The following is an 18,977-nucleotide window of genomic DNA, read 5'->3' as shown; positions in this document are numbered from 1 at the left end:
CGTTACGGGTCCGGGTTGTAGATGTCCGGTTCGAGCTCGCCCTCGACTTCGATGACGCCCATCATGCCCTTGCGGACGACACGCGAGAGGGCGTGGTCGACGATCTTGATCGGGCCGGGAACCGGCGTCTCCATCTCCCAAGCGGCAACCGTCCCGGGGGCGACCGGGGCGGTCTCGATGTTGCGGTCCGGCTCCGACAGCAGGTCGCCGTCGCGGTAGTACCGCGACATGACGTTGCCGATGGGGTGGACCGACGAGGTGAGGTTCGGGCCGCCGCTGGCGAAGAACACCCGGACGGTGTCGCCCTTATCGACGGTCATCGGCCCGTAGCCGTTTCCGGTGAAGGCGTATGCCTCGCCGTTGAGACAGACGTAGGTCGGGTCCTCGGCTCGCATCGAGTCGAAGTCGAATCCGTGATGTCCCTCCTCGCCGGCCTGACCCTCGGTGTAGAGTTCGTGCTGGCCGAAGTAGAACTCGTGGTCGACCTCCGGCAGGCCGTCTTCGGGTTCGACGAGGATGGCACCGAACATCCCGGCGCTGATGTGGTGGTCCATGTTCGGGACCGCACAGTGGTAGACGTGGATGCCGGGGTACATCGCCTGGAACTCGATCGTTGCCGACTCGCCGGGACCGATGGTTGTGTCGTCGGCTCCGCCGCCAGGACCGTACGTCGCGTGGAAGTCGATGTTGTGCGGCATCGCGCTCTCGGACTCGTTTGTGAGGGTGAGGTTGATTGTATCACCCTCTCGGACCCGCACCATCGGGCCGGGGACCTGCCCGCCGAACGTCATGTATTGGAAGGTGACGCCCGGCTCAACCTCCGCGATTTCTTCGGTTGTCGCTATCTCGATTTCGTGGTGTCGCGGCTCGTCCCAATCAACCGGGTCGGGGATGTCTCGGGGGTCCGCAGCGATGCGGTCGGTGTCGACAGACTGTGCCGGGTCCAGCCCCGCTTGCTGTGGTGCCGGTTCCGGCGTCGACTCGTCGGTCGGTTCGCCCTCGTTGCCGACACAGCCTGCAAGCAGGAAGGCTCCGCCGGCGCCGGCCGCCTTCAGGAACGTTCGTCGGTTGGGGTTTGTGTTTTGGGTCATGGTCCTTCTACAACTGCATATTTTCGGGGTTTATACAATGGGGCCGCGGAGCATCCCAAAATTCGAGACATGGACCACTAAATTTTCGAACTTCCCACGGTATAACGGGTGTTTATATACTGCTCTCCGACCACCGAAAACAGGTGCAGAAAAAGCCGATGTGGCGGCGTCGTCCGTTAGTTTTCCAGCAGCTGAGCGGCGATGGTGTTGCGGAGCACTTCGCTCGTGCCCTCGTAGATTTCGTTCAGCTTGGCGTCGCGGTAGAACCGCTCGGCGGGGAAGTCTTTGGTGTAGCCGTAGCCGCCGTGGATCTGGATGCCCTCGTTTGCCACTTCACGGGAAACCTCCGACGCGTAGAGCTTCGCCTGTGCGGCCTCCTTTGCGAAGCTCTCGCCACGAATCTTCTTGTCGGCGGCGTCGTGCATGAGCAGCCGCGCCGCGCGCGTCTTCGTATCCATGTCAGCCAGCTTGTGCTGGATGGCCTGGAAGTCGGAAATCGGCTGGTCGAACTGCTCGCGGTCCTGTGCGTAGTCTGCGGCCTCGTCGAGGGCGGCCTGTGCGATGCCGACAGAGCGGGCGGCGATGGTGATACGGCCGCCGTTGAGCGTCTTCAGCGCTTGCACGAACCCTCGTCCCTCATCGCCGAGGAGCCGGGACTCGGGGATGCGGAGGTCATCGAAACGGAGTTCGGCGGTCGGACAGCCTTTGTCGCCGAGCTTGTCTTCGGTACCTTCGACGTAGAAGCCGTCGTCCGTGTCGGGCCGAACGATGAACGACGAGATGCCCTTGTTGCCGGCCTCGGGGTCGGTCTTGGCGAACACCGTGACCGTGTCAGCGACAGAGCCGTTGGAAATCCAGAGTTTGTCGCCGTTGATAACGTACTCGTCGCCGTCTTTTTCGGCGGTCGTCCCCATGGCGGGAACGTCACTTCCCGCACCCGCCTCCGAAAGCGCAAACGCACCGATTTCTTCGCCCTGCGCCAGCGGCGTCAGGTACTCCTCTTTCTGTTCGTCATTGCCGAACTTGTAGACCATGTTGCCGGCCAGCGAGATGTGGGCGGCGACGATGGTGCCGAGGCCACCGGAGCCGCGGGCGATTTCCTCTAGCGCGGCCGGATAGGCGTGATAGTCGAGGCCGGCACCGCCGTACTCCTCGGGGAACGGCATCCCCATCAGGCCGAGTTCGGCGAGTTCGTCGACGAGGTCCCACGGGAACTCGTCGTTCTTGTCGAGTTCATCCGCGACAGGAACGACCTCTTCGTCGACGAACTCCGAGACCATGTCCTTGATTTGTCGTTGCTCGGCTGTGAGCGCGAAGTCCATGCCTATTCCTTCGGCTATCCGTACTTTACGTTTCCTTTCTGTGCTTGAGGCTTCCTCTCGCGGCACATCTTTCCACACCGTGGAAGTTTCTCGTCGGAGAACAGTTCGTCGCCTAGGAAACCGTCGACGAGAACCGAACCGAACGGTCCCTCAACCAGTCCGACGGGCGTGCGAGGCCGCCAGAGAGCAGAACATCCCGACAGACATCGGGACGGGGGCCGGAACGATAACCCGACTGCTGTCGAGACCACGTTAGGGCGGCGCGTGGGGCCGTCCAGACCAGAATCTTCTTTGCCTCCGTCGCCGGACACTCGCCTATATGATTCCGATCGACGACACCCCGCTGTGTCGGGACGGGAAGGCACTCATCCTCGCCTACGACCACGGCCTCGAACACGGTCCGGTCGATTTCAAGGATGTCCCTGAAAGCGCCGACCCCGAGCGCACGTTCGAAGCGGCTACCCACCCCGCAGTCACCTCCGTTGCCGTCCAGAAGGGCGTCGCCGAAGCGTACTATCCGAGCTACGAAGACGACGTCGACCTGATGGTCAAGCTCAACGGCACCTCCAACCTCTGGATGGGCGAGCCCGACTCGGCGGTCAACTGCTCTGTCGACTACGCTGCCGAACTCGGCGCTTCGTCCGTCGGCTTCACGCTGTACGGCGGTTCGAACAAGGAAGTCGAGATGGCCGAGGAGTTCCGCGACGTCCACGAGGCCGCCCGCGACCACGGCCTACCGACCGTCATGTGGTCGTACCCGCGCGGGCAGGGGCTGAAAAACGACACCAAGCCCTCGACGATTGCGTACGCGGCGCGGCTGGCGCTGGAACTCGGCGCTGACATCGCGAAGGTCAAACACCCCGGCTCGAAGTCGGCAATGGAGGATGCCGTCCGGATGGCGGGCAAGACGAAGGTCGTCATGTCCGGCGGTTCGAAAACCACCGACCGCGAATTCCTCGAAAGCGTCAAGCAGACCATCGACGCCGGCGGCAAGGGGCTGGCAGTTGGCCGAAACGTCTGGCAGCGGGAGAACCCGACCCGCATCCTCGACGCGCTTGAAGCGGTCATCTTCGAGGAAGCAAGCGTCGACGAGGCGCTTGACGCCGCCGAGTAACCGATGGCAGACGCCATCGACGATATCGTCGACGTCGTCGTCTCGACGGCACCGGACGTGCGCGACGGCCTCACGGGCCGCCGCGTCTACGAGGCGGACGAGAACCCCTCCGGAGAGCGGCAGCTCGAAGCCGACGTGTACGCCGACGAACTCCTCGAAGCGCGGCTCCTCGATGTCGACGCCGTCGGCAGCTACGCCAGCGAGGAGCGGGAGTCGGTTATCGAGGCTGACGAGGGAGGCCGCTACCACGTCGCTGCCGACCCGCTTGATGGCTCCTCGAACCTCAAATCCAACAACACGATGGGGACGCTCTTCGGCGTCTACGAGGAGCCGCTGCCGGCCGCCGGCGACGCGCTTGTCGCCGCCGGCTACGTCCTCTATGGGCCGATTACCACGCTCATCACCGCCCGTGATGGAACGGTCACCGAGTCAGTCATCGACGAGGACGGCACCCGTACGGTCGTCACGGATGACCTGACGCTGCCGTCGGACCCAGTTGTCTACGGCTTCGGCGGCCGCGTCCCGAACTGGACGCCCGCCTTCGCCGACTACGTCGAGTCGGTCGCCTCGGAGCTGAAGCTCCGGTACGGCGGCGCGATGATCGGCGACGTGAACCAGGTGCTCACCTACGGCGGCGTCTTCGGCTATCCCGGCCTCGAAGACCGCCCCGAGGGGAAGCTCCGGCTGCTGTTCGAGGGCCACCCCATCGCCGCCATCGTCGAGGCCGCCGGCGGAGCCTCCTCCGACGGAGACGGCTCGCTGCTCAAAAAAGAGCCGGAACAGCTTCACGAACGGACGCCGCTTTTTGTCGGCAACGACGAGTACATCGAGCGGCTTGAGGCGGCGCTGCCGTAGCTACGTATCGTCTGTCGGGACGCCACAGAACCGTCCGTCGTCGTCGAACCGCTTTGCGCGCAGGAACCGCGCCCGATAGCGGTTTGCTCCCTCGTAGATATCCGCTTCTCGGATGTCGTCGGCCTCGCCGTCGGCGACGGCGTCGATGATTTCTTCGACCTGTTCTTTCTCGCTCGGCGTGAGTTCGAACTCGTAGGTCTGTGACTGTTCGCCTTCGAGTTTCGTCCATTTGCGGGCGGCAGTAACGACGAGCGAACAGGGCTCCCGACACGGGAATTCGCCGTCCCCGCCGTCGACATCGAGGTCGGTCTCGTCGTCGTACTGCCACTCGCGGCGCTTGAGACACTGGCTGTCGTCACAGCAGGCTTCGGCGACCCAGTTTACGTGTTCGTACCCCTCGCCACGGTCCCACGTCTTGATGACGCTGTAGATGCCGGACTGTCGTTCCATCGTCTCCCGCCAGTGGCTGACATCGAGGTCGCCCTGCCGTTCGAGATGCCAGTTGGCTATCGTCGCCGGGTAGATGTACTCGACAGTCTCGGCGAGCGCGCGGCCATCAAGGTCGACGAAGGCCCAGCCGGTCGGTAGCGTCGGCGCGGTCTTCAGCGGCCGGAACCGGCCGTCGTTGTCGTGCTTGACGAGGTGCCGGGCGTCCAGCGGGTCCGTATGCACCGCAAGCGCCTCCGTGTCGGCGCTGGCATCGGCCTCGTTGCGGAGCGTGTAAACTCGATGGCCGTCGTCGCCGAGTCCGATGTCGATGTGGAGTTGGCCCCACGAGGCGTTGAGACCGTCGGCGGCGAACCCTTCGTACCGCTCGGGAACCGAGCGGTCGTCGGCCGATTCCAGCCATCGGAGGAAGCTAACCTCACTTTCCGGCCGGTCGCGCGCACGCCAGTAATACCAGTTCGAGACGAACCACGGGTTCTCGGCGGCGACATCCCGAAATGCTGCTTCCGAGAGTTCCTCGTGGGTTGTCCCGGGCGTCTCAAATCGGTAGCCCGCTTCGGTTCGTTCGACAACGAGGCCGTCACAATCGACGCCGTCGTCGGCCGCCGCGACGAGCGCCGCAAGTTGGTCGTCGTTCACGTCAGTCACCCGCACTGGCGTTTACGTCTGTGGTTGCGACCTTGGTACGGCGGCGGACTTCCTCGATGGCGTCGCCGACATCCGCGCCGGCGTCGGCGGCACGCTCGATAATGACATCGGCCATGAGCCCCTCGGTGCCAACGGCACCGGCATACCAGATGTGATGGCCGTCGACGTCGGCTGGTGTCTCCCAGCCGGTCCGGTAGTCGTCGGTCAGTCCCATGTCTTCGGGGATATCCTCCTGGGTGTGATAGCCGTCCGCAACGAACAGCGGGACGACGACGATGTCGTCGGTCTCGAAGAAGTCGGTCACGTCGTCGATTTCGGGGTCTTCGTCCATGAACAGCGCTTTCACCTCGTCGAAACGGTCCATCTCGGCGACTCGGTCGGCGTGATACTCGATTGCCTTCGCGGAGTTTTCGTTGCGCTCGGTGCCGTGGCCGACGACCGCCAGCCCGAACCCGTCGCCGACACCGGGGTCGTCGGTGACGGTTTCGGCGCGTCGGACGACGACATCGGTCATCGCGTCGTGGGTACCGACCGGGCCACAGTAATGAACGGTCTTGTCGACATCGGCGGCGGTCAGCGTCGCGTGGGTGGCGCTCGTGCCGTCGGAGTCCCATTCGGCGGTCTCCCAGCCGTCCAAGCGGAGTTCGCGAGGGATGACCTCCTCGGTGAAGTACCCTTCAGAAATGAAAAGCGGGACGACGTAGACCTCGTCGCTTTCGACGGTTCGGAGCGCCTCCCGGAAGGACGGCTCCTCTTTCCAGAAGGCGGTCTGTACCTCGTCGAACACGCCAGTTTCGCGTATCGTGTCGGCGTGGTCGTAGGTCGGCGTGCTCGCGTCAGGGTTCAGATGCGACCCGTGGGCGACGATGACGAGCGCTTGCATACATTGAGTGTGGGCCAGCGCGGCCTTAGTGGCTTCGCAAGCCCGGGCGGCTGGCCGGTTCGGGCGGTTCAGAGAAGGCTGAAAAGCACGTCAAGCCCGGCGGCGACCGCGACGAGGCCGACCGCATACACCGATGAGCCGAGGACCGACGACCCACAGAACCGGAGGACGCTCTCGTCGGTCATCGCGACTGGCACGGTGAGCGAACCACGGGCGACCGGCAGAGCGTTCGAGACGGCGACCGCGGGCAGCCCCCAGCGGTCGAACCAGCCGACGACAGCACCGCCGGCCGCGTCGGTGGGCCCCGGCAGCGACTCGACGGAACAGTCGGTCCGGCGGACGGCGACGAAAAGCACCGCCTGCCCGAGCGTCGCGCCGACCACGGCGACGGCGGCGACGGCCGCCAGCCCGACGGCGTCGCTACCGACGACGAGGGCGGCCGCAACGAAGAGCGCCCGCGTCGGGATGAGCTTGCCGACGAGCGCGCCCTCGAGGACGAAGGCAATCAGCAGGACCACGAGCCCGTACTGGGCAACGAGGCTGATCCCGCCGTCGACGACCGTCTCGTACATAGTTGAGGCTACACAGTCCTCGTATTTAGCGCTTGAGTCTAGTTCGGTACCAAACAGCATGGGGCCAGTTGTGTACGGTTTGTGTCCGCAGCCGGCAGACCCAAGCCACGGGGCGGCGGAGACGGGACCATGATACGCGAAGGCGAGACTGCGCCGGATTTCGCACTCCCGGGGGTCGAGCGTGGCGAGCCCGATGTCTACGAGCTGTTCCGGCCCATCGAGAACGGCGATGCGGTCCTACTGTGGTTCGTGCCGTCGCCGTTCGTGCCGACGGCAACCGCCGAGCTCGCCGCCATCAACCGAGCCGGCTGGCACGACTGCGAGGGATTGCAGGTGTGGGTCGTCTCGATGGAGAGCATCTACGCCGCCGCGGCGTACGCCGACGACCACGGGTTTCCGATGGCGTTTCTCGGAGACGGAGCCAGCGCGGCTGACTACTATGGCGTCAAGCAAGACGAGTGGGAAGGCCACTACAACGTCCCCGAGCGGGCCGCCTTCTTCATCGACGACGACTGGACTGTCGAGGCGGCATGGCGGAGAGCAGACGCCTTCGAGCGTCCGTCCCCATCGCCGGTCGAAGTGGTCGCAGCATCCGTCGCCGAGCATGTGCCGGCGGCAACGGCCGATGTGAGCGTCGAGTACGATGAGTGCTTCGGCGGGTGAACCGCCTCGGGGTCAAGCCCCGTGGCATTCGCCTCGACAGCCTGCAAATACCGAGCCGATGTGGGCGGTCACATCGGAGTGTCACGGTTTTCCATATCGGTGGCAAATTTTGTGTCTCCGCGGGGGTGTCGCCACGCTTAAGCGCTAACTGGTTGACGCTCAAACCATGGCCGAGGATGTCAACCCGTTCGAAAGTTTACAGGAGCAAATCGATGACGCAGCCGAACACCTCGATGTCGGCGACGATGTCGTCGAACGGCTCAAAAACCCCGAGCGTGTGCTGGAAACGAACCTCTCCGTCGAACTCGACGACGGGTCGATAGGCGTCTTCCGGGCCTATCGCTCGCAGTTCAACGGCGACCGCGGCCCCTACAAGGGCGGCATCCGCTACCACCCCGACGTCGACCGCGACGAAGTAAAGGCGCTCTCCGGCTGGATGGTCTACAAGTGTGCCGTTGTCGACATCCCCTACGGTGGCGGCAAGGGCGGCATCGTCATCGACCCCCGAGAGTACTCCACCGACGAACTCGAACGCATCACGCGGGCGTTTGCCGAGGAGCTCCGACCGCTCATCGGCGAGGACCGCGACATCCCCGCACCGGATGTCAACACCGGCCAGCGGGAGATGAACTGGATAAAGGACACCTACGAGACGCTCGAAAACACCACGGCACCGGGCGTCATCACCGGCAAGGCGATAGAGTCGGGCGGCTCCCGCGGCCGCGTCGAGGCGACGGGCCGGTCGACAATGCTCACCGCCCGCGAAGCGTTCGACTACCTCGGCAAGAGCCTGCCGGGGGCGTCGGTCGCCGTACAGGGATACGGCAACGCCGGGAGCATCGCCGCCAAACTCCTTCAGGACGACCACGGCGCGAACATCGTTGCCGTCTCCGACTCCTCCGGAGCGGTGTACAATCCGTCCGGGCTGGACGCACACGACGTCAAGGCGTTCAAAAACGAGACCGGCTCGGTCTCGGGCTACGACGACGCAACGGAGGAGCTGACAAACGAGGAGCTTTTGACCCTCGATGTCGACCTGCTCGTGCCCGCGGCGCTGGAAAACGCTATCGACGCCGACCTCGCGGCCGATGTCCAGGCAGACATCATCGCCGAAGCGGCGAACGGCCCGCTGACGCCCGCCGCCGACGACATCCTGACCGAAAAGGATGTGCTCGTTATCCCGGACATCCTCGCCAACGCCGGCGGGGTGACCGTCTCCTACTTCGAGTGGGTGCAAAACCGCCAGCGGTTCTACTGGACGGAAGAGCGGGTCAATGAGGAACTCGAACGCCACATCGTCGAGGCCTTCGATGGTCTCATCGACTGTTATGAAGAGCGTGACCTGCCGAACCTCCGGACGGCCGCCTACGTCGTCGCGCTTCGGCGGGTGCTTTCGGCCTACGACGAGGCCGGGTCGTGGCCCTGACTGGGGTGGAAGCCTCCCGGCGACCGCGGCTCCGAACCTATTAAGCCGGAGACGCACCCGAGCCGTAGTATGAAGGCGACCGCGAAGGCCCACCCGATTCAGGGGCTCGTCAAGTACCACGGGATGCGAAACGAGGAGCTTCGGCTCCCGTATCACGACTCTATCTCCGTCTGTACCGCACCCAGCCACTCGAAGACGACCGCTGCGTTCGAACCGGAGCGCGATGCCGACCGCTACGTCGTCGACGGCGAGGTTGTCGACGGTCGCGGTGCCGAACGAATCAGGGCCGTCGTCGACCACGTTCGCGACGTGGCCGACATCGACCACCGCGTTCGGCTCGAATCCGAAAACGACTTTCCGACGAACATCGGCTTCGGCTCGTCGTCGTCCGGCTTTGCGGCCGCCGCGGTCGCACTCGTCGAGGCTGCGGGGCTGGAGCTTTCACATCCGGAAATATCGACCGTCGCACGCCGCGGCTCTTCGTCGGCCGCGCGCGCGGTCACCGGCGCGTTCTCACAGCTATACACCGGCCTCGACGACGCGGACTGTTACTCCGAGCGGCTAGATACCGACCTCGAAGACGACCTCCGGACGGTCGCCGCCGAGATACCCGCGTTCAAACACACCGAGGAGGCCCACAAGGAGGCCGCAGACAGCCATATGTTTGAGGCCCGGCTCGCACACATCCACGAGCAAATAGCGACGATGCGCAACGCGCTCCGCGAAAACGACTTCGACCGGGTCTTCGAGTTGGCCGAACACGACTCGCTCTCGCTGGCGGCGACGACGATGACCGGCCCCGCTGGCTGGGTCTACTGGCAGCCCGAGACGCTTTCGGTCTTCGAGACGGTCCGCACGCTGCGCGAAGACGACGACATCCCGGTTTACTTCTCGACTGATACGGGGGCGTCTGTCTACGTCAACACGACCGCCGACCACGTCGACCGCGTCGAGAACGCAATCGCTGCCCTCGGCGTTGACACGCGCGTCTGGGAGGTCGGCGGCCCGGCCGAAGTCCTCCCCGAAAGCGAATCGCTGTTCTGAACGACGTGGGGTCGTCGGGACGCGGCACAAAACCTATTATCGGGACCGGTCGACCCGAACGTGTGTCCCCGCCGCCCACCGCCGAAAGCGACACTAGCGGCTGGCTCCGCCACCGGCTCGGCATCGACGCGCGAGCGTTGGCTGCGTTCCGGGTCGCTGTCGCGCTGCTTGTCATCGCCGACCTGCTGTTCCGCGCGCGGGGAATTCCGGCATTCTACACCGACGCCGGCACGCTCCCCAGAGGGGCACTTGCAGCGGAGTACCCTTGGCTAGCCGTCGCGTCAATACACACGGTGACCGGCTCCGCGGTCGGGCAGACGGTGCTGTTCTTGCTTTCAGGGCTCGTTGCCCTCGTCCTCGCTGTCGGCTACCACACCCGTCTCGCAACGGCGGCGACAGCCGCACTACACGCATCGCTGCATGCACGCAATCCGTATCTTCTGAACGGCGGCGACGCGCTGTTGGTCGTGCTGCTCGCGCTTGCGGTGTTTCTGCCGCTCGGCGAGCGGTGGTCGGTCGACGCGCTCCGCCGCGACCGGCAGCCACGGCAGTACGTCGCGTCGCTGGCGACGGCCGTCGTGCTGGCACAGCTCGTGGTCGTCTACCTGTTTAACGCGGTGTTCAAATACCAAAGCGAGGCGTGGATGCGCGGGGAGGCGGTCCAGTACGCGCTCGGCCTCGAACAGTTTGCCGTCTGGCTCGGTCCGATGCTCGCGGCGTTTCCGACGGTCCTCGTCGCGGTCAACTGGTCGTGGGTGCTGCTTTTGACCGCCGCGCCACTGCTGGTCGTGCTGACCGGCTGGCGGCGGGTGGCCGTCGTGGCGGCCTTTGCTGCTGCCCACTTCGGGATGTTCGTGACAATGCGGCTCGGGCTCTTCCCGGCGGTCGTCTGGGCGATACTGCTACTGTATCTGCCGTCGACAGTCTGGGACCGAATCGAGGCTATCCTCGGCGGCCGACAGGTGGTGTCCCGTACGGCCGTCGAACGGCTGCCCTCCCTACCGGCACCGCCGAAGCGGCTTCGGGAGGGCGGCCGTCGGGCGGCAGTAGTCGTGCTCGTTGTCGTCTTGGTCGTCACCGTTGTGTGGCCGATGGGGGCGGCGGTCGACACCGAAACCGACCGGGTCGACGCCCCCGACTACGCGTGGACGCTCTTTTCGCCGACGCCGCCGACGGAAACGCGATGGTTCGTTGCACCGACAACGTTCGAGACCGGCGAAACGGTCGACGCCTTCGACGGCTCCGCGGTGACGTGGGACCCACCGCCGGACGCCGCAAAGACGTATGCGTCGACGCTGTGGCATCGGTATCTCAACGAGATGCGGTTCGCAAGCGACAGCGAACGACAGCCGCTCGGTGCGTATCTCTGCCAACAGGCGGCGGCAGAATCCGGTGAGGCCGTCACTCAACTCACGGTCTACGCTGTCGAGCGCCCGGTGGAAGCAGTCGGCGGGGGAGAGGCAACGCGGGTCGAGTTGCTGTCGACCGAATGTAACGTCGACACAGCATCGGTTGCCGAGACGCGGAATCTTAACTGACGTTCCTGAGATAATCAACTGTGGCCGCAGACGCGCTGCCGATAGTGGCCGGCATCTTAGTGGCTGGCATCGCAGCCCAGCTGCTGGCTCGTCGATTGCAGGTCCCCAGTGTGCTGTTTCTCATCGCTATCGGCCTCGCTGTCGGGGAGTCCGGGGCCGGAATCGTCACACTCGATACATTCGGCGACGGCCTCAGCGTCGTTGTCGGCCTCTGTGTCTCGGTCATCGTCTTCGACGGGGCGTTCGACCTTCGCACCGAGCGACTGCGGGAGTCTTCAGTAGCGACGGCGAGGCTGGTGACGGTCGGGGCCGTGTTGACGCTCCTTGGAACGGCGGCGGCCATGCGCGTCTTCGCCGACGCACCGTGGCCGACAGCGCTACTCGTCGGTGCGTTGCTCGTTGCGACCGGACCGACCGTCATTACACCCATCCTTGAGGTCGTCCACGTCCGCGAACACGTCTCCTCGCTGCTGGAAAGCGAGGGGATTTTCAACGACGTGACCGCCGCCATCGCGGCCGTCGTCATCTTCGATGTCTTCGTGACGGGGGACGGCGGTCTCGCCGCGGGCGTCGCCGGCTTTGCCGCTCGGTTCGGGCTCGGCGTCGGTGTCGGCCTCGCCATCGCGGGTATCGTGTACACTGTCATCAACGCCGATATCACGCCCGGAAACGCGCCGCAGGCCTCCCGGTTCCTCTTTTTGGCCGCCGCGGTCGGCTCCTACGGAGCCGCCGAGGCGTTCGCACCGGAGGCTGGGATTGCGGCGGCGGCAACAGCCGGCATCGTTCTCGGTAATCTCCCGCTTCCACATCGGGAAGAGATGGCCGAGTTCGGTCGTGATGCGACGCTTGTGGTGCTTTCGTTCGTGTTCATATCGCTTGCGGCGCTCATCGATATCGACACCATCGCCGCGCTGGGGGTCGCTGGCGTCGGTGTCGTCCTCGCGGTCACGCTCGTGGTCCGTCCGCTGGCTATCGCAGTCGCCACGTACGACATCGAGCGGTTCACCAACGGTGAGCGGCTCTTTTTGAGCGCTGTCGGCCCGCGAGGCATCATTCCAGCGAGCGTCGCGACGCTTTTCGCAATCGAGCTGGCGGCAACCGGCGACCCGGAGGCAGCAGCGACGGGCCAGACGCTTTTGGGCGCTGTCTTCATCGTCATCTTCGCGACGGTGGTCGTCGAGGCGGGGCTGGCACGGCAGTTGGGGGATTTCTTCGGAGTGACACCTATGAAAACGATAATCGTCGGCGGCGGTCGGGTCGGCCGGGCGCTCGCCACACGGCTAGAGAGGCGGGGTGAGTTCGTCGTCATCGTCGAGCAGGACGACGAGGAACTGGCGCGGGCGCGAGAGGCTGGCTTTACCGTCCACCAAGGCGATGCGACGGAGTCGGACGTGCTCCGGGCGGCCGGTATCGAAGACGCAAAGCGCGTCATCGCGGCGACGGCTGACGATGACCGGAACCTGCTGGTGTGTCAACTCGCCGGCTCGAAGTTCGGTATCGAGAACGTCCTCTCGCGAGTCAACCAGCCGGAGAACGTCGACGCCTTCGAGACGGTGGGCGTGACAGCGATTGATGCGCCGATGGCGACGGCGTTTGCCATCGACAACGAAATCGAACGGCCGGCCATCGCCCACTGGATGACGGAACTCGGCGACGACCACGACGTACAGGAAGTCGAGATGACCGCCGAAGAGCTCGCGGGAGGGACCATTCGGGAGCTGAACGCCGAGATGCCGAGCGGCTGTATCGTCGCCGTCATCGGCCGCGGGGACGATACCCGCGTTCCAAGCGCTGACGACCGCATCGAGTACGGCGACCACATCACCTTCCTCGGCGACGCCGACGCCGTCGACCGTGCAGTCAAGCGGTTCCACCCCCACGAGTGACAGCAAAGACAGGCGACACCGCGGCTACCGGGGCAGCGATACACATACAGTGGCTCGGCCGGTAGCGGACAGTCGTGAGCGACCACTACGTCGGCGCCGTCGTGCGGGACGGGGAATGGCTTGCGGCGGCCTACACCGAGTCCGGGTACGACCACGCGGCTGTCTTCGAGGGAATCGGCGAGCTGTGGACGCGCTACGAGGAAAGCGCCGTCCGAATCGCCGTCGACGCACCGGTCGGGCTGGCTGCGGACGCCGCGCCGCGGCCGAACGAGCGAGCAGCGCGGCAACTTCTCGGCGACCGTGCGGACGCCATCGTCGGGGCGCCGGTCAGAGAAGCGACCCGGAAGCAACGCTACCGGGCAGCGGCGCGCACCCACGAGCGGAAGACGGGCGAGCGGCTTGACGAGGCCGCCTTCGAGCGGTCGTCGACGGCCGCGGCTGTCGATGCGTTTCTCGACGCCATCGACGAGGCGCGGCCGGCCATCGTCGAGGCGCACCCGGAGCTGTGCTATCGGGCTTTCGCGGGCGAGCCGATGGAGAACCCACCGGACGTCGCTGCCGGCTACGCCGAGCGGATGCGGACGCTGGCGTCGTTCGAGCGGGACGGGCCGCCGACGGTGCAGTCTGTCGCTGAGGCGACCGAAGGCCATCGGCTCCCGATTCCGGCCGTCATTGATGCTGTTGCGCTTGGGCTCACCGTTCGCCCCGGCCCCGGGACGCTCCGGTCGCTGCCGGCCGACCCGCCAACCGACGACCGCGGGCTCCCGATGCGGTACGTCTACCGGAGCGCAACGCCGCTGGGTGCGTAGGTCCGGCCGCTACTCGCGAATGGCCGAGCCCGCGTCACCACTGGCGAGCATTGACCTGAGGGCACCCTGTCCGTACGCGCCGATGAACATACCGGCGACACCCCACAGCATCGGATAATTGCCGATTCCGAGGCTGGCGTAGGCCGCGCCGGGACAGATGCCCGACAGTCCCCAGCCGATGCCGAAGACAACACCGCCGACGAGCACGTTTCGGTCGAGCCGTTTCAGCCGGCGAGTGTAGGCCGCTCCGGTGAGTGGTGCGGACTTCCCGGACCGCGATGCGAGCAGGAACACCGGCGCTGCAACCGCGATAGCGCCGCCCATCACGAACAGCAACCCGAGGTCGTAGAGTTCGAGGAACGAGAGGACGATTTCGGGACGGGCCATCTGGCTGTATCCGAGACCGAACCCGAAAAGCAGCCCCCCGACGACGACCAACGGCATGAACAGCGGGTGGCGGTCGTCACTCATACCGGTGACACCCCCTGTCCGAGCGCGACCATGGCAAGCGCGGTGCCGATGGCGATGACCATGAAGATGCCGACGTTGAGTATCGAGGTTGTCGAGACGGAGCCGACACCGCAGATGCCGTGGCCGGAGGTACAGCCCTTTCCGAGACGGGTGCCGACGCCGACGAGGAGCCCGCCGACAAACAGCCGCCACGCTTCAACCTCGGTCGTCCAGACACTCCCCGAAAGCGACCACGCCTCGCCCTGAAAGCCGATAGCGTACACGGCGGCTCCGGCGACGATGCTCAGTGTGAAAACGATACGCCAGTCGCGGGAGCCGACAAAGCGCGGCTGCTGGAACCGGTCCTGTTTCGAAACGTAGGACAGCGTCGATTCAAGGAACGTGCTCGCGCCGGCGATGATACCGGTCCCGAGATAGATAACAACGGTCCCGAGCCCGATGAGCAATCCCCCGACGAGGTAGTGAGAGATACCCCGCGGGAAGAACTCCATCGCTGCGGAGACGGCGAGTGCGGTCGTGCTCATAACTACCGGGAGAGTAGGCCGTTGGCGGTTTGAATGCTTCCGTCTCCGAAAAGCCGGCCGAAAGCTCCGACAGTATCAGAAGGTGTACTCGTCGCCCTGCGGGTCGTCCTCGCGGGCGGCCGGGTCCTGCTGATCGTCTGTCATCTGGGTGAAAATATCCTCGTCGGCCGGTTCGTCGGACGAGTCCGAGGGCGCGTACGCGGAAACGCCCATCGAGAGCAGTTCCTCGACGGCCTGCTCGCGGTTGAGGAACTCGCCCTGGTCGACGAGTCGGGCGATTTCACTGTCGATACGGTCGGGAAGCGACACTTCGACTTCTGGCATGGGCGTCGGTTCGTGAGTCACCGGCGTAAACCCTGTGTTCACAGCAAGTCAGCGGGAACCGTTCCCGCCGGGTGGGAAGAACTGTCGCCCCTATAGGGAGGCTTGCCGTAGTGGTATGTATGAGTCAAGGCGACGCCGACGCGACGTTCGTCTGTCCGGAGTGCCGCAGCGAGGTTCCGGTGACGCCGCCGATGCGGACGGCGCTGCTGGACGAGGGGTGTGTCGTCTGTGGGGCGGCGGTATCTGCCGACGCCTTCGGTACCGTTGCCACCGGGAGACGCGAAAGCGCGCCGGAGGCGAGACACCCTACGCATCCAGAATAGCGTCAAGTAGCTTCGACTGTGCGGCCGCGAGGTGTTCGGAGAATGTCGAGGTGGTGATATCGAGTTCGTCGGCGACCTCGCCGGCGTTTGCGCCCATGGGATGTTCGAAGTAGCCCATCTCGTGGGCAGTCTCCAGCACCTCGCGCTGTCGGTCGGTCAACCGACTCCGGTCGAGGAGTATCAGGTTGTCCTCGGGTGCCTCGTGTTGGTCACGGAGGAGCCGCTGTACGTCGACGGAGGGAAACCGCTCTCGGAGCGAGAAAATGACCTCCTGCAGCGTCTCCATGTCGGCCGCATGGAAGACGAGGTGGAGGTTCCCGTCCCGCGTGTGGATGTCGACGACAGGACAGTCCTCCACCTCGATTACCTCACAGGGGCAGCCGACACCGCGTTCGCGGGAGAACCGGTACATCGTCTTCGAACCGTAGTCGAAGACGGCTTCGAGGTCAGTTCCGGCGTCAGGCGTTCCCTCGGCGGCGAGCATGAACTCCTCGGTGACGCGGTCGGGGTCGCTTCCGGTGACGCTGCGGGCGACCGAATACGTCGGCGTGCCGGCGTCTGCGGACGCGACGGCGACCGGACAGCTCCCGCCACCGTCGACGCGGACCTCAGCACGAATTCCCGCGCTCATCACCGCGTCTTATGCAAGGGGCCACCTAAGTCTGTCCCCGGGTGCGGGATTCATCCGACCCGTTTTAAAACTACCCGTATACTTGGGGTCACATTATGCAGTCATCTACCTCTATCGTACAACTATGTCAGCGGAACTCCATCGGAACGACCCCACGCGAACGACGCAACGTGACACGGCGACGCCGGGCGACTGCGAAGCAGTCCTCGCGGCGCTTGAGGACCCGGACTGTCGGGCGCTGCTCGAAGCGACAACGGACGAGGCGCTGACCGCACAAGAGCTCACAGAGCGGTGCGACATTCCGCGGTCGACGACCTACCGAAAAGTCGAGCAACTGACGGACGCCGGGCTCCTCGAAGAGCGGGTCCGAATCAGCACGAACGGAAAACACGCAAGCGAGTATCGCCGAACCTTCGACGACGTGACGATTTCGCTGTGTGAGTCGGAGGGCGTGACCGTCGGCATCTCGCGGGCAACTGCGTCGCCTGCCACGGGTGATTGAGGATGGCAGAGCGCGAACGCGACGCGCGCTCGCTTTTCCTTTCAGTGACCGGCGAGACATCCGTCACTGAGCGGCAACAGGAGGATGGTGGAACGGGGAGCCGGCTCGTCGACGACGAGCCACAGACGGAGTTCCAAGCGGAAGACGGACTTGACGATACATACCCGGATATCGACGTCGAACACGACTGATGGAGGAAACAGTGGTACAGAAATCGCATCGGCGGCTGCTGTCGGACGGAGGCGGCCGGCAGACGACCGATATTTATCGGCCGCGACCGGACACCGGACTACACACAGCATAGAGCACAACAATGAGTGAGTATATCTTCAGTTGTCCGGGCTGCGGCCAAGAAATCGAGGTCAACGGCTCGATGCGCGAGGCAATTCTCTCCAGCGGCTGTCCAGTCTGTACAACGGGCGTCGAGAAGGCGGCGTTCGAGTCGACCTCCGAGGCGACACGGTAGGTAGCGTGGCCGTTCAGCGTGAGACGACGACAACGCGCCCGCTGAGGGATTCGGGAACGAGACGGTACAGTTCGATATCGAGGTTCCCTTTCTGCTGTGGCCAGATTTCGAACAGCGGCCGCCTCGCGTCGCCGTACTGCCGGATGTCGTCGGCCGTCAGTTCGTCCGGGTCGACACGCTCAAGCACGCCGGTCGCGATGACGCTTCGGTACGTGTCGTCGGCCTCATCGTAGACAACGAGACGGGCGTCGGGAGCGGAATCGAGAAACTGCCGCTTTTCGCTCTGTGGGGTCGAAATAAGCCGCATGTAGAACTGCCTGTCCGACTGGTCGTAGCCGTAGGATATCGGAATCGAGTACGGCTCGTCCGACCGTGCGAGGGAGAGCACCCCCGTCTCGTGGGTCCCGAGAAACTCGTCGGTTTCCTCGGAGGACATCTCGGTCCGGCGGTCGATTGCCATACCCGGAGCAACGGCCCGGGGCGGTTATAGTATTTGCGAGGTAGGGAGAACACGTTCCCAGGGGATTTTATATATGTTGCCGGCTAGCGCCACTCGGAGAGGTCTACGATGGCGTCTTCCTCGGCTGTTAGCCATCGCGTGAGCCGCTCGTCGCCCTCCGCGTCCCGGGGCACGAACGTGTACTCGCCGCAGGCGTCGTCCGCGTCGGCGGGAATCGCCTCAAGCGTGTGCGGACGCATCGCCTCGTCGGTGCCGCTCGCCTGGGAGCTCGACATATCGGTCATGGGCGTCTCAGTTTGCGGTTCACGCCCCTCATATAAAACGGCCGCCGCGATTCCCGACGTATGAGAAAGCGACACGCGCCGCCCATCGGCGTGAATATGTTCGGCGATAGACCGTCGACTACGGGGCGGCTACGCGTCACTGTATGGGCGAAACACTCGACGTTCGTGACATCCCGCCGTCGGACCGGCATCCGAAGATACACGCTGCCTTCGAGGCGTTGGCGGCCGGCGAAACGCTGACCATCGTCAACGACCACGAGCCGAAGCCGCTGTTCTATGAGTTTCAGGCGGAGGTTGAGTCGTTCGACGCCGACGGCTACGAGGTCGAGCAGGCGTCACCGAACGAGTTCCGGGCACACTTCCCGAAACACTAGCCGACCGGCGTATTTTTCAGCGTAGCAGCCGGACAGCGCTACGCGCTCAGCCAAATCGCCGTCACGACGCCGTCGTCGACAGACATCGTCTCGTACGTGTAGCCCCGCTCGTCGAGCTTCGGATAGAGGAACTGCGGCTCCCGGTCGTTCAACTGAACGAAGACGGTCTCGTCGTCGAGCTCCGGGAGCCGCTCCAACGTCTGCGAGAGCGGCTCCGGCGGCGGTAGCTCGCGGGCGTCGAGAAACGACATGGGCACGTCAACGGGGCCGCCAAGCTGGTCGAGCCACGTTTCCACCGGAAACGACTCGCTTTCCGACAT

The 18,977-nt window shown here is 64.8% G+C and carries 25 protein-coding genes; 13 read left to right on the top strand and 12 right to left on the bottom strand.

The features are described 5' to 3' along the window. Positions 1-2: 2 nt before the first annotated feature. Together nirK and NP_RS03985 are read right to left on the bottom strand one after the other, a co-directional pair. Positions 3-1,091, bottom strand: coding sequence for a copper-containing nitrite reductase (gene nirK, locus NP_RS03990; protein ID WP_011322524.1), 1,089 nt, complete (start codon positions 1,089-1,091; stop codon positions 3-5). 176 nt (positions 1,092-1,267) lie between these two features. Next, positions 1,268-2,413, bottom strand: coding sequence for an acyl-CoA dehydrogenase (locus NP_RS03985; protein ID WP_011322523.1), 1,146 nt, complete (start codon positions 2,411-2,413; stop codon positions 1,268-1,270). Positions 2,414-2,732: 319 nt separating this feature from the next. Between NP_RS03985 and NP_RS03980 the strand changes: the two genes are divergently transcribed. Both NP_RS03980 and NP_RS03975 read left to right on the top strand, forming a co-directional pair. Further along, on the top strand, positions 2,733-3,527 hold the full coding sequence (locus NP_RS03980; RefSeq protein WP_011322522.1) for a class I fructose-bisphosphate aldolase: 795 nt from the start codon (positions 2,733-2,735) through the stop codon (positions 3,525-3,527). Positions 3,528-3,530: 3 nt separating this feature from the next. Next, the gene (locus tag NP_RS03975; RefSeq protein ID WP_011322521.1) at positions 3,531-4,382 is read left to right on the top strand and encodes a class 1 fructose-bisphosphatase; all 852 of its coding nucleotides are present in this window, start codon (positions 3,531-3,533) and stop codon (positions 4,380-4,382) included. On the opposite strand, the gene NP_RS03970 is transcribed toward NP_RS03975, so the two are convergent. From NP_RS03970 to NP_RS03960, 3 genes are all read right to left on the bottom strand, one after another. After that, a complete protein-coding gene (locus NP_RS03970) occupies positions 4,383-5,468 on the bottom strand; it encodes a DR2241 family protein (protein WP_193763575.1) in 1,086 nt (361 codons plus the stop codon). It lies immediately after the preceding gene. A 1-nt stretch (position 5,469) separates the two neighbouring features. Then, positions 5,470-6,360: a CbiX/SirB N-terminal domain-containing protein gene (locus NP_RS03965; RefSeq protein WP_011322519.1), complete on the bottom strand. Its 891-nt coding sequence runs from the start codon at positions 6,358-6,360 to the stop codon at positions 5,470-5,472. A gap of 68 nt (positions 6,361-6,428) precedes the next feature. Further along, the gene (locus NP_RS03960; protein WP_011322518.1) at positions 6,429-6,932 is read right to left on the bottom strand and encodes a hypothetical protein; all 504 of its coding nucleotides are present in this window, start codon (positions 6,930-6,932) and stop codon (positions 6,429-6,431) included. Positions 6,933-7,061: 129 nt separating this feature from the next. On the opposite strand from NP_RS03960, the gene NP_RS03955 reads away from it, so the two are divergent. The 6 genes from NP_RS03955 to NP_RS03930 all read left to right on the top strand — a co-directional run bounded on the left by NP_RS03955 (position 7,062) and on the right by NP_RS03930 (position 14,298). After that, positions 7,062-7,595, top strand: coding sequence for a redoxin domain-containing protein (locus NP_RS03955; RefSeq protein WP_011322517.1), 534 nt, complete (start codon positions 7,062-7,064; stop codon positions 7,593-7,595). A gap of 166 nt (positions 7,596-7,761) precedes the next feature. After that, positions 7,762-9,021: a Glu/Leu/Phe/Val family dehydrogenase gene (locus tag NP_RS03950; RefSeq protein ID WP_011322516.1), complete on the top strand. Its 1,260-nt coding sequence runs from the start codon at positions 7,762-7,764 to the stop codon at positions 9,019-9,021. 69 nt (positions 9,022-9,090) lie between these two features. After that, positions 9,091-10,065: a phosphomevalonate decarboxylase MvaD gene (gene mvaD / locus NP_RS03945; RefSeq protein WP_011322515.1), complete on the top strand. Its 975-nt coding sequence runs from the start codon at positions 9,091-9,093 to the stop codon at positions 10,063-10,065. A gap of 62 nt (positions 10,066-10,127) precedes the next feature. Then, the gene (locus tag NP_RS03940; protein WP_011322514.1) at positions 10,128-11,603 is read left to right on the top strand and encodes an HTTM domain-containing protein; all 1,476 of its coding nucleotides are present in this window, start codon (positions 10,128-10,130) and stop codon (positions 11,601-11,603) included. 41 nt (positions 11,604-11,644) lie between these two features. Then, complete coding sequence (locus tag NP_RS03935) at positions 11,645-13,489, top strand: cation:proton antiporter domain-containing protein (RefSeq protein ID WP_193763576.1); 1,845 nt, start codon at positions 11,645-11,647, stop codon at positions 13,487-13,489. A gap of 74 nt (positions 13,490-13,563) precedes the next feature. Further along, positions 13,564-14,298 (top strand): DUF429 domain-containing protein, encoded by a 735-nt coding sequence (locus tag NP_RS03930; RefSeq protein ID WP_011322512.1) that lies wholly within the window; start codon positions 13,564-13,566, stop codon positions 14,296-14,298. Positions 14,299-14,307: 9 nt separating this feature from the next. On the opposite strand, the gene NP_RS03925 is transcribed toward NP_RS03930, so the two are convergent. The 3 genes from NP_RS03925 to NP_RS03915 form a co-directional block, all read right to left on the bottom strand. Beyond that, the gene (locus NP_RS03925; RefSeq protein ID WP_011322511.1) at positions 14,308-14,769 is read right to left on the bottom strand and encodes a DUF6691 family protein; all 462 of its coding nucleotides are present in this window, start codon (positions 14,767-14,769) and stop codon (positions 14,308-14,310) included. Beyond that, positions 14,766-15,293, bottom strand: coding sequence for a YeeE/YedE family protein (locus NP_RS03920; protein WP_011322510.1), 528 nt, complete (start codon positions 15,291-15,293; stop codon positions 14,766-14,768). The genes NP_RS03925 and NP_RS03920 overlap by 4 nt, the downstream gene beginning before the upstream one ends. 75 nt (positions 15,294-15,368) lie before the next feature. Further along, positions 15,369-15,617, bottom strand: a complete 249-nt coding sequence (locus NP_RS03915) for a DUF7120 family protein (RefSeq protein ID WP_011322509.1) — start codon at positions 15,615-15,617, stop codon at positions 15,369-15,371. A 119-nt stretch (positions 15,618-15,736) separates the two neighbouring features. On the opposite strand from NP_RS03915, the gene NP_RS03910 reads away from it, so the two are divergent. Beyond that, positions 15,737-15,940: a DUF7560 family zinc ribbon protein gene (locus NP_RS03910; protein ID WP_011322508.1), complete on the top strand. Its 204-nt coding sequence runs from the start codon at positions 15,737-15,739 to the stop codon at positions 15,938-15,940. On the opposite strand, the gene NP_RS03905 is transcribed toward NP_RS03910, so the two are convergent. Continuing rightward, the gene (locus NP_RS03905; protein ID WP_011322507.1) at positions 15,924-16,571 is read right to left on the bottom strand and encodes a helix-turn-helix domain-containing protein; all 648 of its coding nucleotides are present in this window, start codon (positions 16,569-16,571) and stop codon (positions 15,924-15,926) included. The two genes, NP_RS03910 and NP_RS03905, sit on opposite strands and share 17 nt — an antisense overlap. A gap of 124 nt (positions 16,572-16,695) precedes the next feature. Between NP_RS03905 and NP_RS03900 the strand changes: the two genes are divergently transcribed. From NP_RS03900 to NP_RS14315, 3 genes are all read left to right on the top strand, one after another. After that, positions 16,696-17,073, top strand: a complete 378-nt coding sequence (locus tag NP_RS03900; protein WP_011322506.1) for a winged helix-turn-helix domain-containing protein — start codon at positions 16,696-16,698, stop codon at positions 17,071-17,073. Positions 17,074-17,075: 2 nt separating this feature from the next. Next, positions 17,076-17,264 (top strand): hypothetical protein, encoded by a 189-nt coding sequence (locus NP_RS03895; protein ID WP_011322505.1) that lies wholly within the window; start codon positions 17,076-17,078, stop codon positions 17,262-17,264. Between the two features lie 122 nt (positions 17,265-17,386). Next, the gene (locus tag NP_RS14315) at positions 17,387-17,539 is read left to right on the top strand and encodes a DUF7560 family zinc ribbon protein (RefSeq protein ID WP_011322503.1); all 153 of its coding nucleotides are present in this window, start codon (positions 17,387-17,389) and stop codon (positions 17,537-17,539) included. A 13-nt stretch (positions 17,540-17,552) separates the two neighbouring features. On the opposite strand, the gene NP_RS03890 is transcribed toward NP_RS14315, so the two are convergent. Together NP_RS03890 and NP_RS03885 are read right to left on the bottom strand one after the other, a co-directional pair. Next, positions 17,553-17,999 (bottom strand): pyridoxamine 5'-phosphate oxidase family protein, encoded by a 447-nt coding sequence (locus NP_RS03890; protein ID WP_011322502.1) that lies wholly within the window; start codon positions 17,997-17,999, stop codon positions 17,553-17,555. An 83-nt stretch (positions 18,000-18,082) separates the two neighbouring features. After that, positions 18,083-18,274, bottom strand: coding sequence for a DUF7511 domain-containing protein (locus NP_RS03885; RefSeq protein ID WP_148215427.1), 192 nt, complete (start codon positions 18,272-18,274; stop codon positions 18,083-18,085). A 152-nt stretch (positions 18,275-18,426) separates the two neighbouring features. Here NP_RS03885 and NP_RS03880 point away from each other — a divergent pair, with 152 nt between their 5' ends. Then, positions 18,427-18,657 carry a DUF2249 domain-containing protein gene (locus NP_RS03880; RefSeq protein WP_011322500.1) on the top strand — a complete coding sequence of 77 codons (231 nt, stop codon included), beginning with the start codon at positions 18,427-18,429 and terminating at the stop codon, positions 18,655-18,657. 38 nt (positions 18,658-18,695) lie between these two features. On the opposite strand, the gene NP_RS03875 is transcribed toward NP_RS03880, so the two are convergent. Beyond that, positions 18,696-18,977, bottom strand: coding sequence for a DUF2249 domain-containing protein (locus tag NP_RS03875; RefSeq protein WP_011322499.1), 282 nt, complete (start codon positions 18,975-18,977; stop codon positions 18,696-18,698).

Source organism: Natronomonas pharaonis DSM 2160 (assembly GCF_000026045.1).
GTDB lineage: Archaea > Halobacteriota > Halobacteria > Halobacteriales > Haloarculaceae > Natronomonas > Natronomonas pharaonis.
Note: the sequence above shows the minus strand (reverse complement) of the source record. Positions and strands in the feature narration are given on the sequence as shown.

Coding starts and splice junctions, on each gene's coding strand:
- nirK (WP_011322524.1), bottom strand. CDS start 1,091: ATGACCCAAAACACAAACCCCAACCGACGAACGTTCCTGAAGGCGGCC.
- NP_RS03985 (WP_011322523.1), bottom strand. CDS start 2,413: ATGGACTTCGCGCTCACAGCCGAGCAACGACAAATCAAGGACATGGTC.
- NP_RS03980 (WP_011322522.1), top strand. CDS start 2,733: ATGATTCCGATCGACGACACCCCGCTGTGTCGGGACGGGAAGGCACTC.
- NP_RS03975 (WP_011322521.1), top strand. CDS start 3,531: ATGGCAGACGCCATCGACGATATCGTCGACGTCGTCGTCTCGACGGCA.
- NP_RS03965 (WP_011322519.1), bottom strand. CDS start 6,360: ATGCAAGCGCTCGTCATCGTCGCCCACGGGTCGCATCTGAACCCTGAC.
- NP_RS03960 (WP_011322518.1), bottom strand. CDS start 6,932: ATGTACGAGACGGTCGTCGACGGCGGGATCAGCCTCGTTGCCCAGTAC.
- NP_RS03955 (WP_011322517.1), top strand. CDS start 7,062: ATGATACGCGAAGGCGAGACTGCGCCGGATTTCGCACTCCCGGGGGTC.
- NP_RS03950 (WP_011322516.1), top strand. CDS start 7,762: ATGGCCGAGGATGTCAACCCGTTCGAAAGTTTACAGGAGCAAATCGAT.
- mvaD (WP_011322515.1), top strand. CDS start 9,091: ATGAAGGCGACCGCGAAGGCCCACCCGATTCAGGGGCTCGTCAAGTAC.
- NP_RS03925 (WP_011322511.1), bottom strand. CDS start 14,769: ATGAGTGACGACCGCCACCCGCTGTTCATGCCGTTGGTCGTCGTCGGG.
- NP_RS03920 (WP_011322510.1), bottom strand. CDS start 15,293: ATGAGCACGACCGCACTCGCCGTCTCCGCAGCGATGGAGTTCTTCCCG.
- NP_RS03915 (WP_011322509.1), bottom strand. CDS start 15,617: ATGCCAGAAGTCGAAGTGTCGCTTCCCGACCGTATCGACAGTGAAATC.
- NP_RS03910 (WP_011322508.1), top strand. CDS start 15,737: ATGAGTCAAGGCGACGCCGACGCGACGTTCGTCTGTCCGGAGTGCCGC.
- NP_RS03905 (WP_011322507.1), bottom strand. CDS start 16,571: ATGAGCGCGGGAATTCGTGCTGAGGTCCGCGTCGACGGTGGCGGGAGC.
- NP_RS03900 (WP_011322506.1), top strand. CDS start 16,696: ATGTCAGCGGAACTCCATCGGAACGACCCCACGCGAACGACGCAACGT.
- NP_RS03895 (WP_011322505.1), top strand. CDS start 17,076: ATGGCAGAGCGCGAACGCGACGCGCGCTCGCTTTTCCTTTCAGTGACC.
- NP_RS14315 (WP_011322503.1), top strand. CDS start 17,387: ATGAGTGAGTATATCTTCAGTTGTCCGGGCTGCGGCCAAGAAATCGAG.
- NP_RS03890 (WP_011322502.1), bottom strand. CDS start 17,999: ATGGCAATCGACCGCCGGACCGAGATGTCCTCCGAGGAAACCGACGAG.
- NP_RS03885 (WP_148215427.1), bottom strand. CDS start 18,274: ATGTCGAGCTCCCAGGCGAGCGGCACCGACGAGGCGATGCGTCCGCAC.
- NP_RS03880 (WP_011322500.1), top strand. CDS start 18,427: ATGGGCGAAACACTCGACGTTCGTGACATCCCGCCGTCGGACCGGCAT.
- NP_RS03875 (WP_011322499.1), bottom strand. CDS start 18,977: ATGTCGGAAAGCGAGTCGTTTCCGGTGGAAACGTGGCTCGACCAGCTT.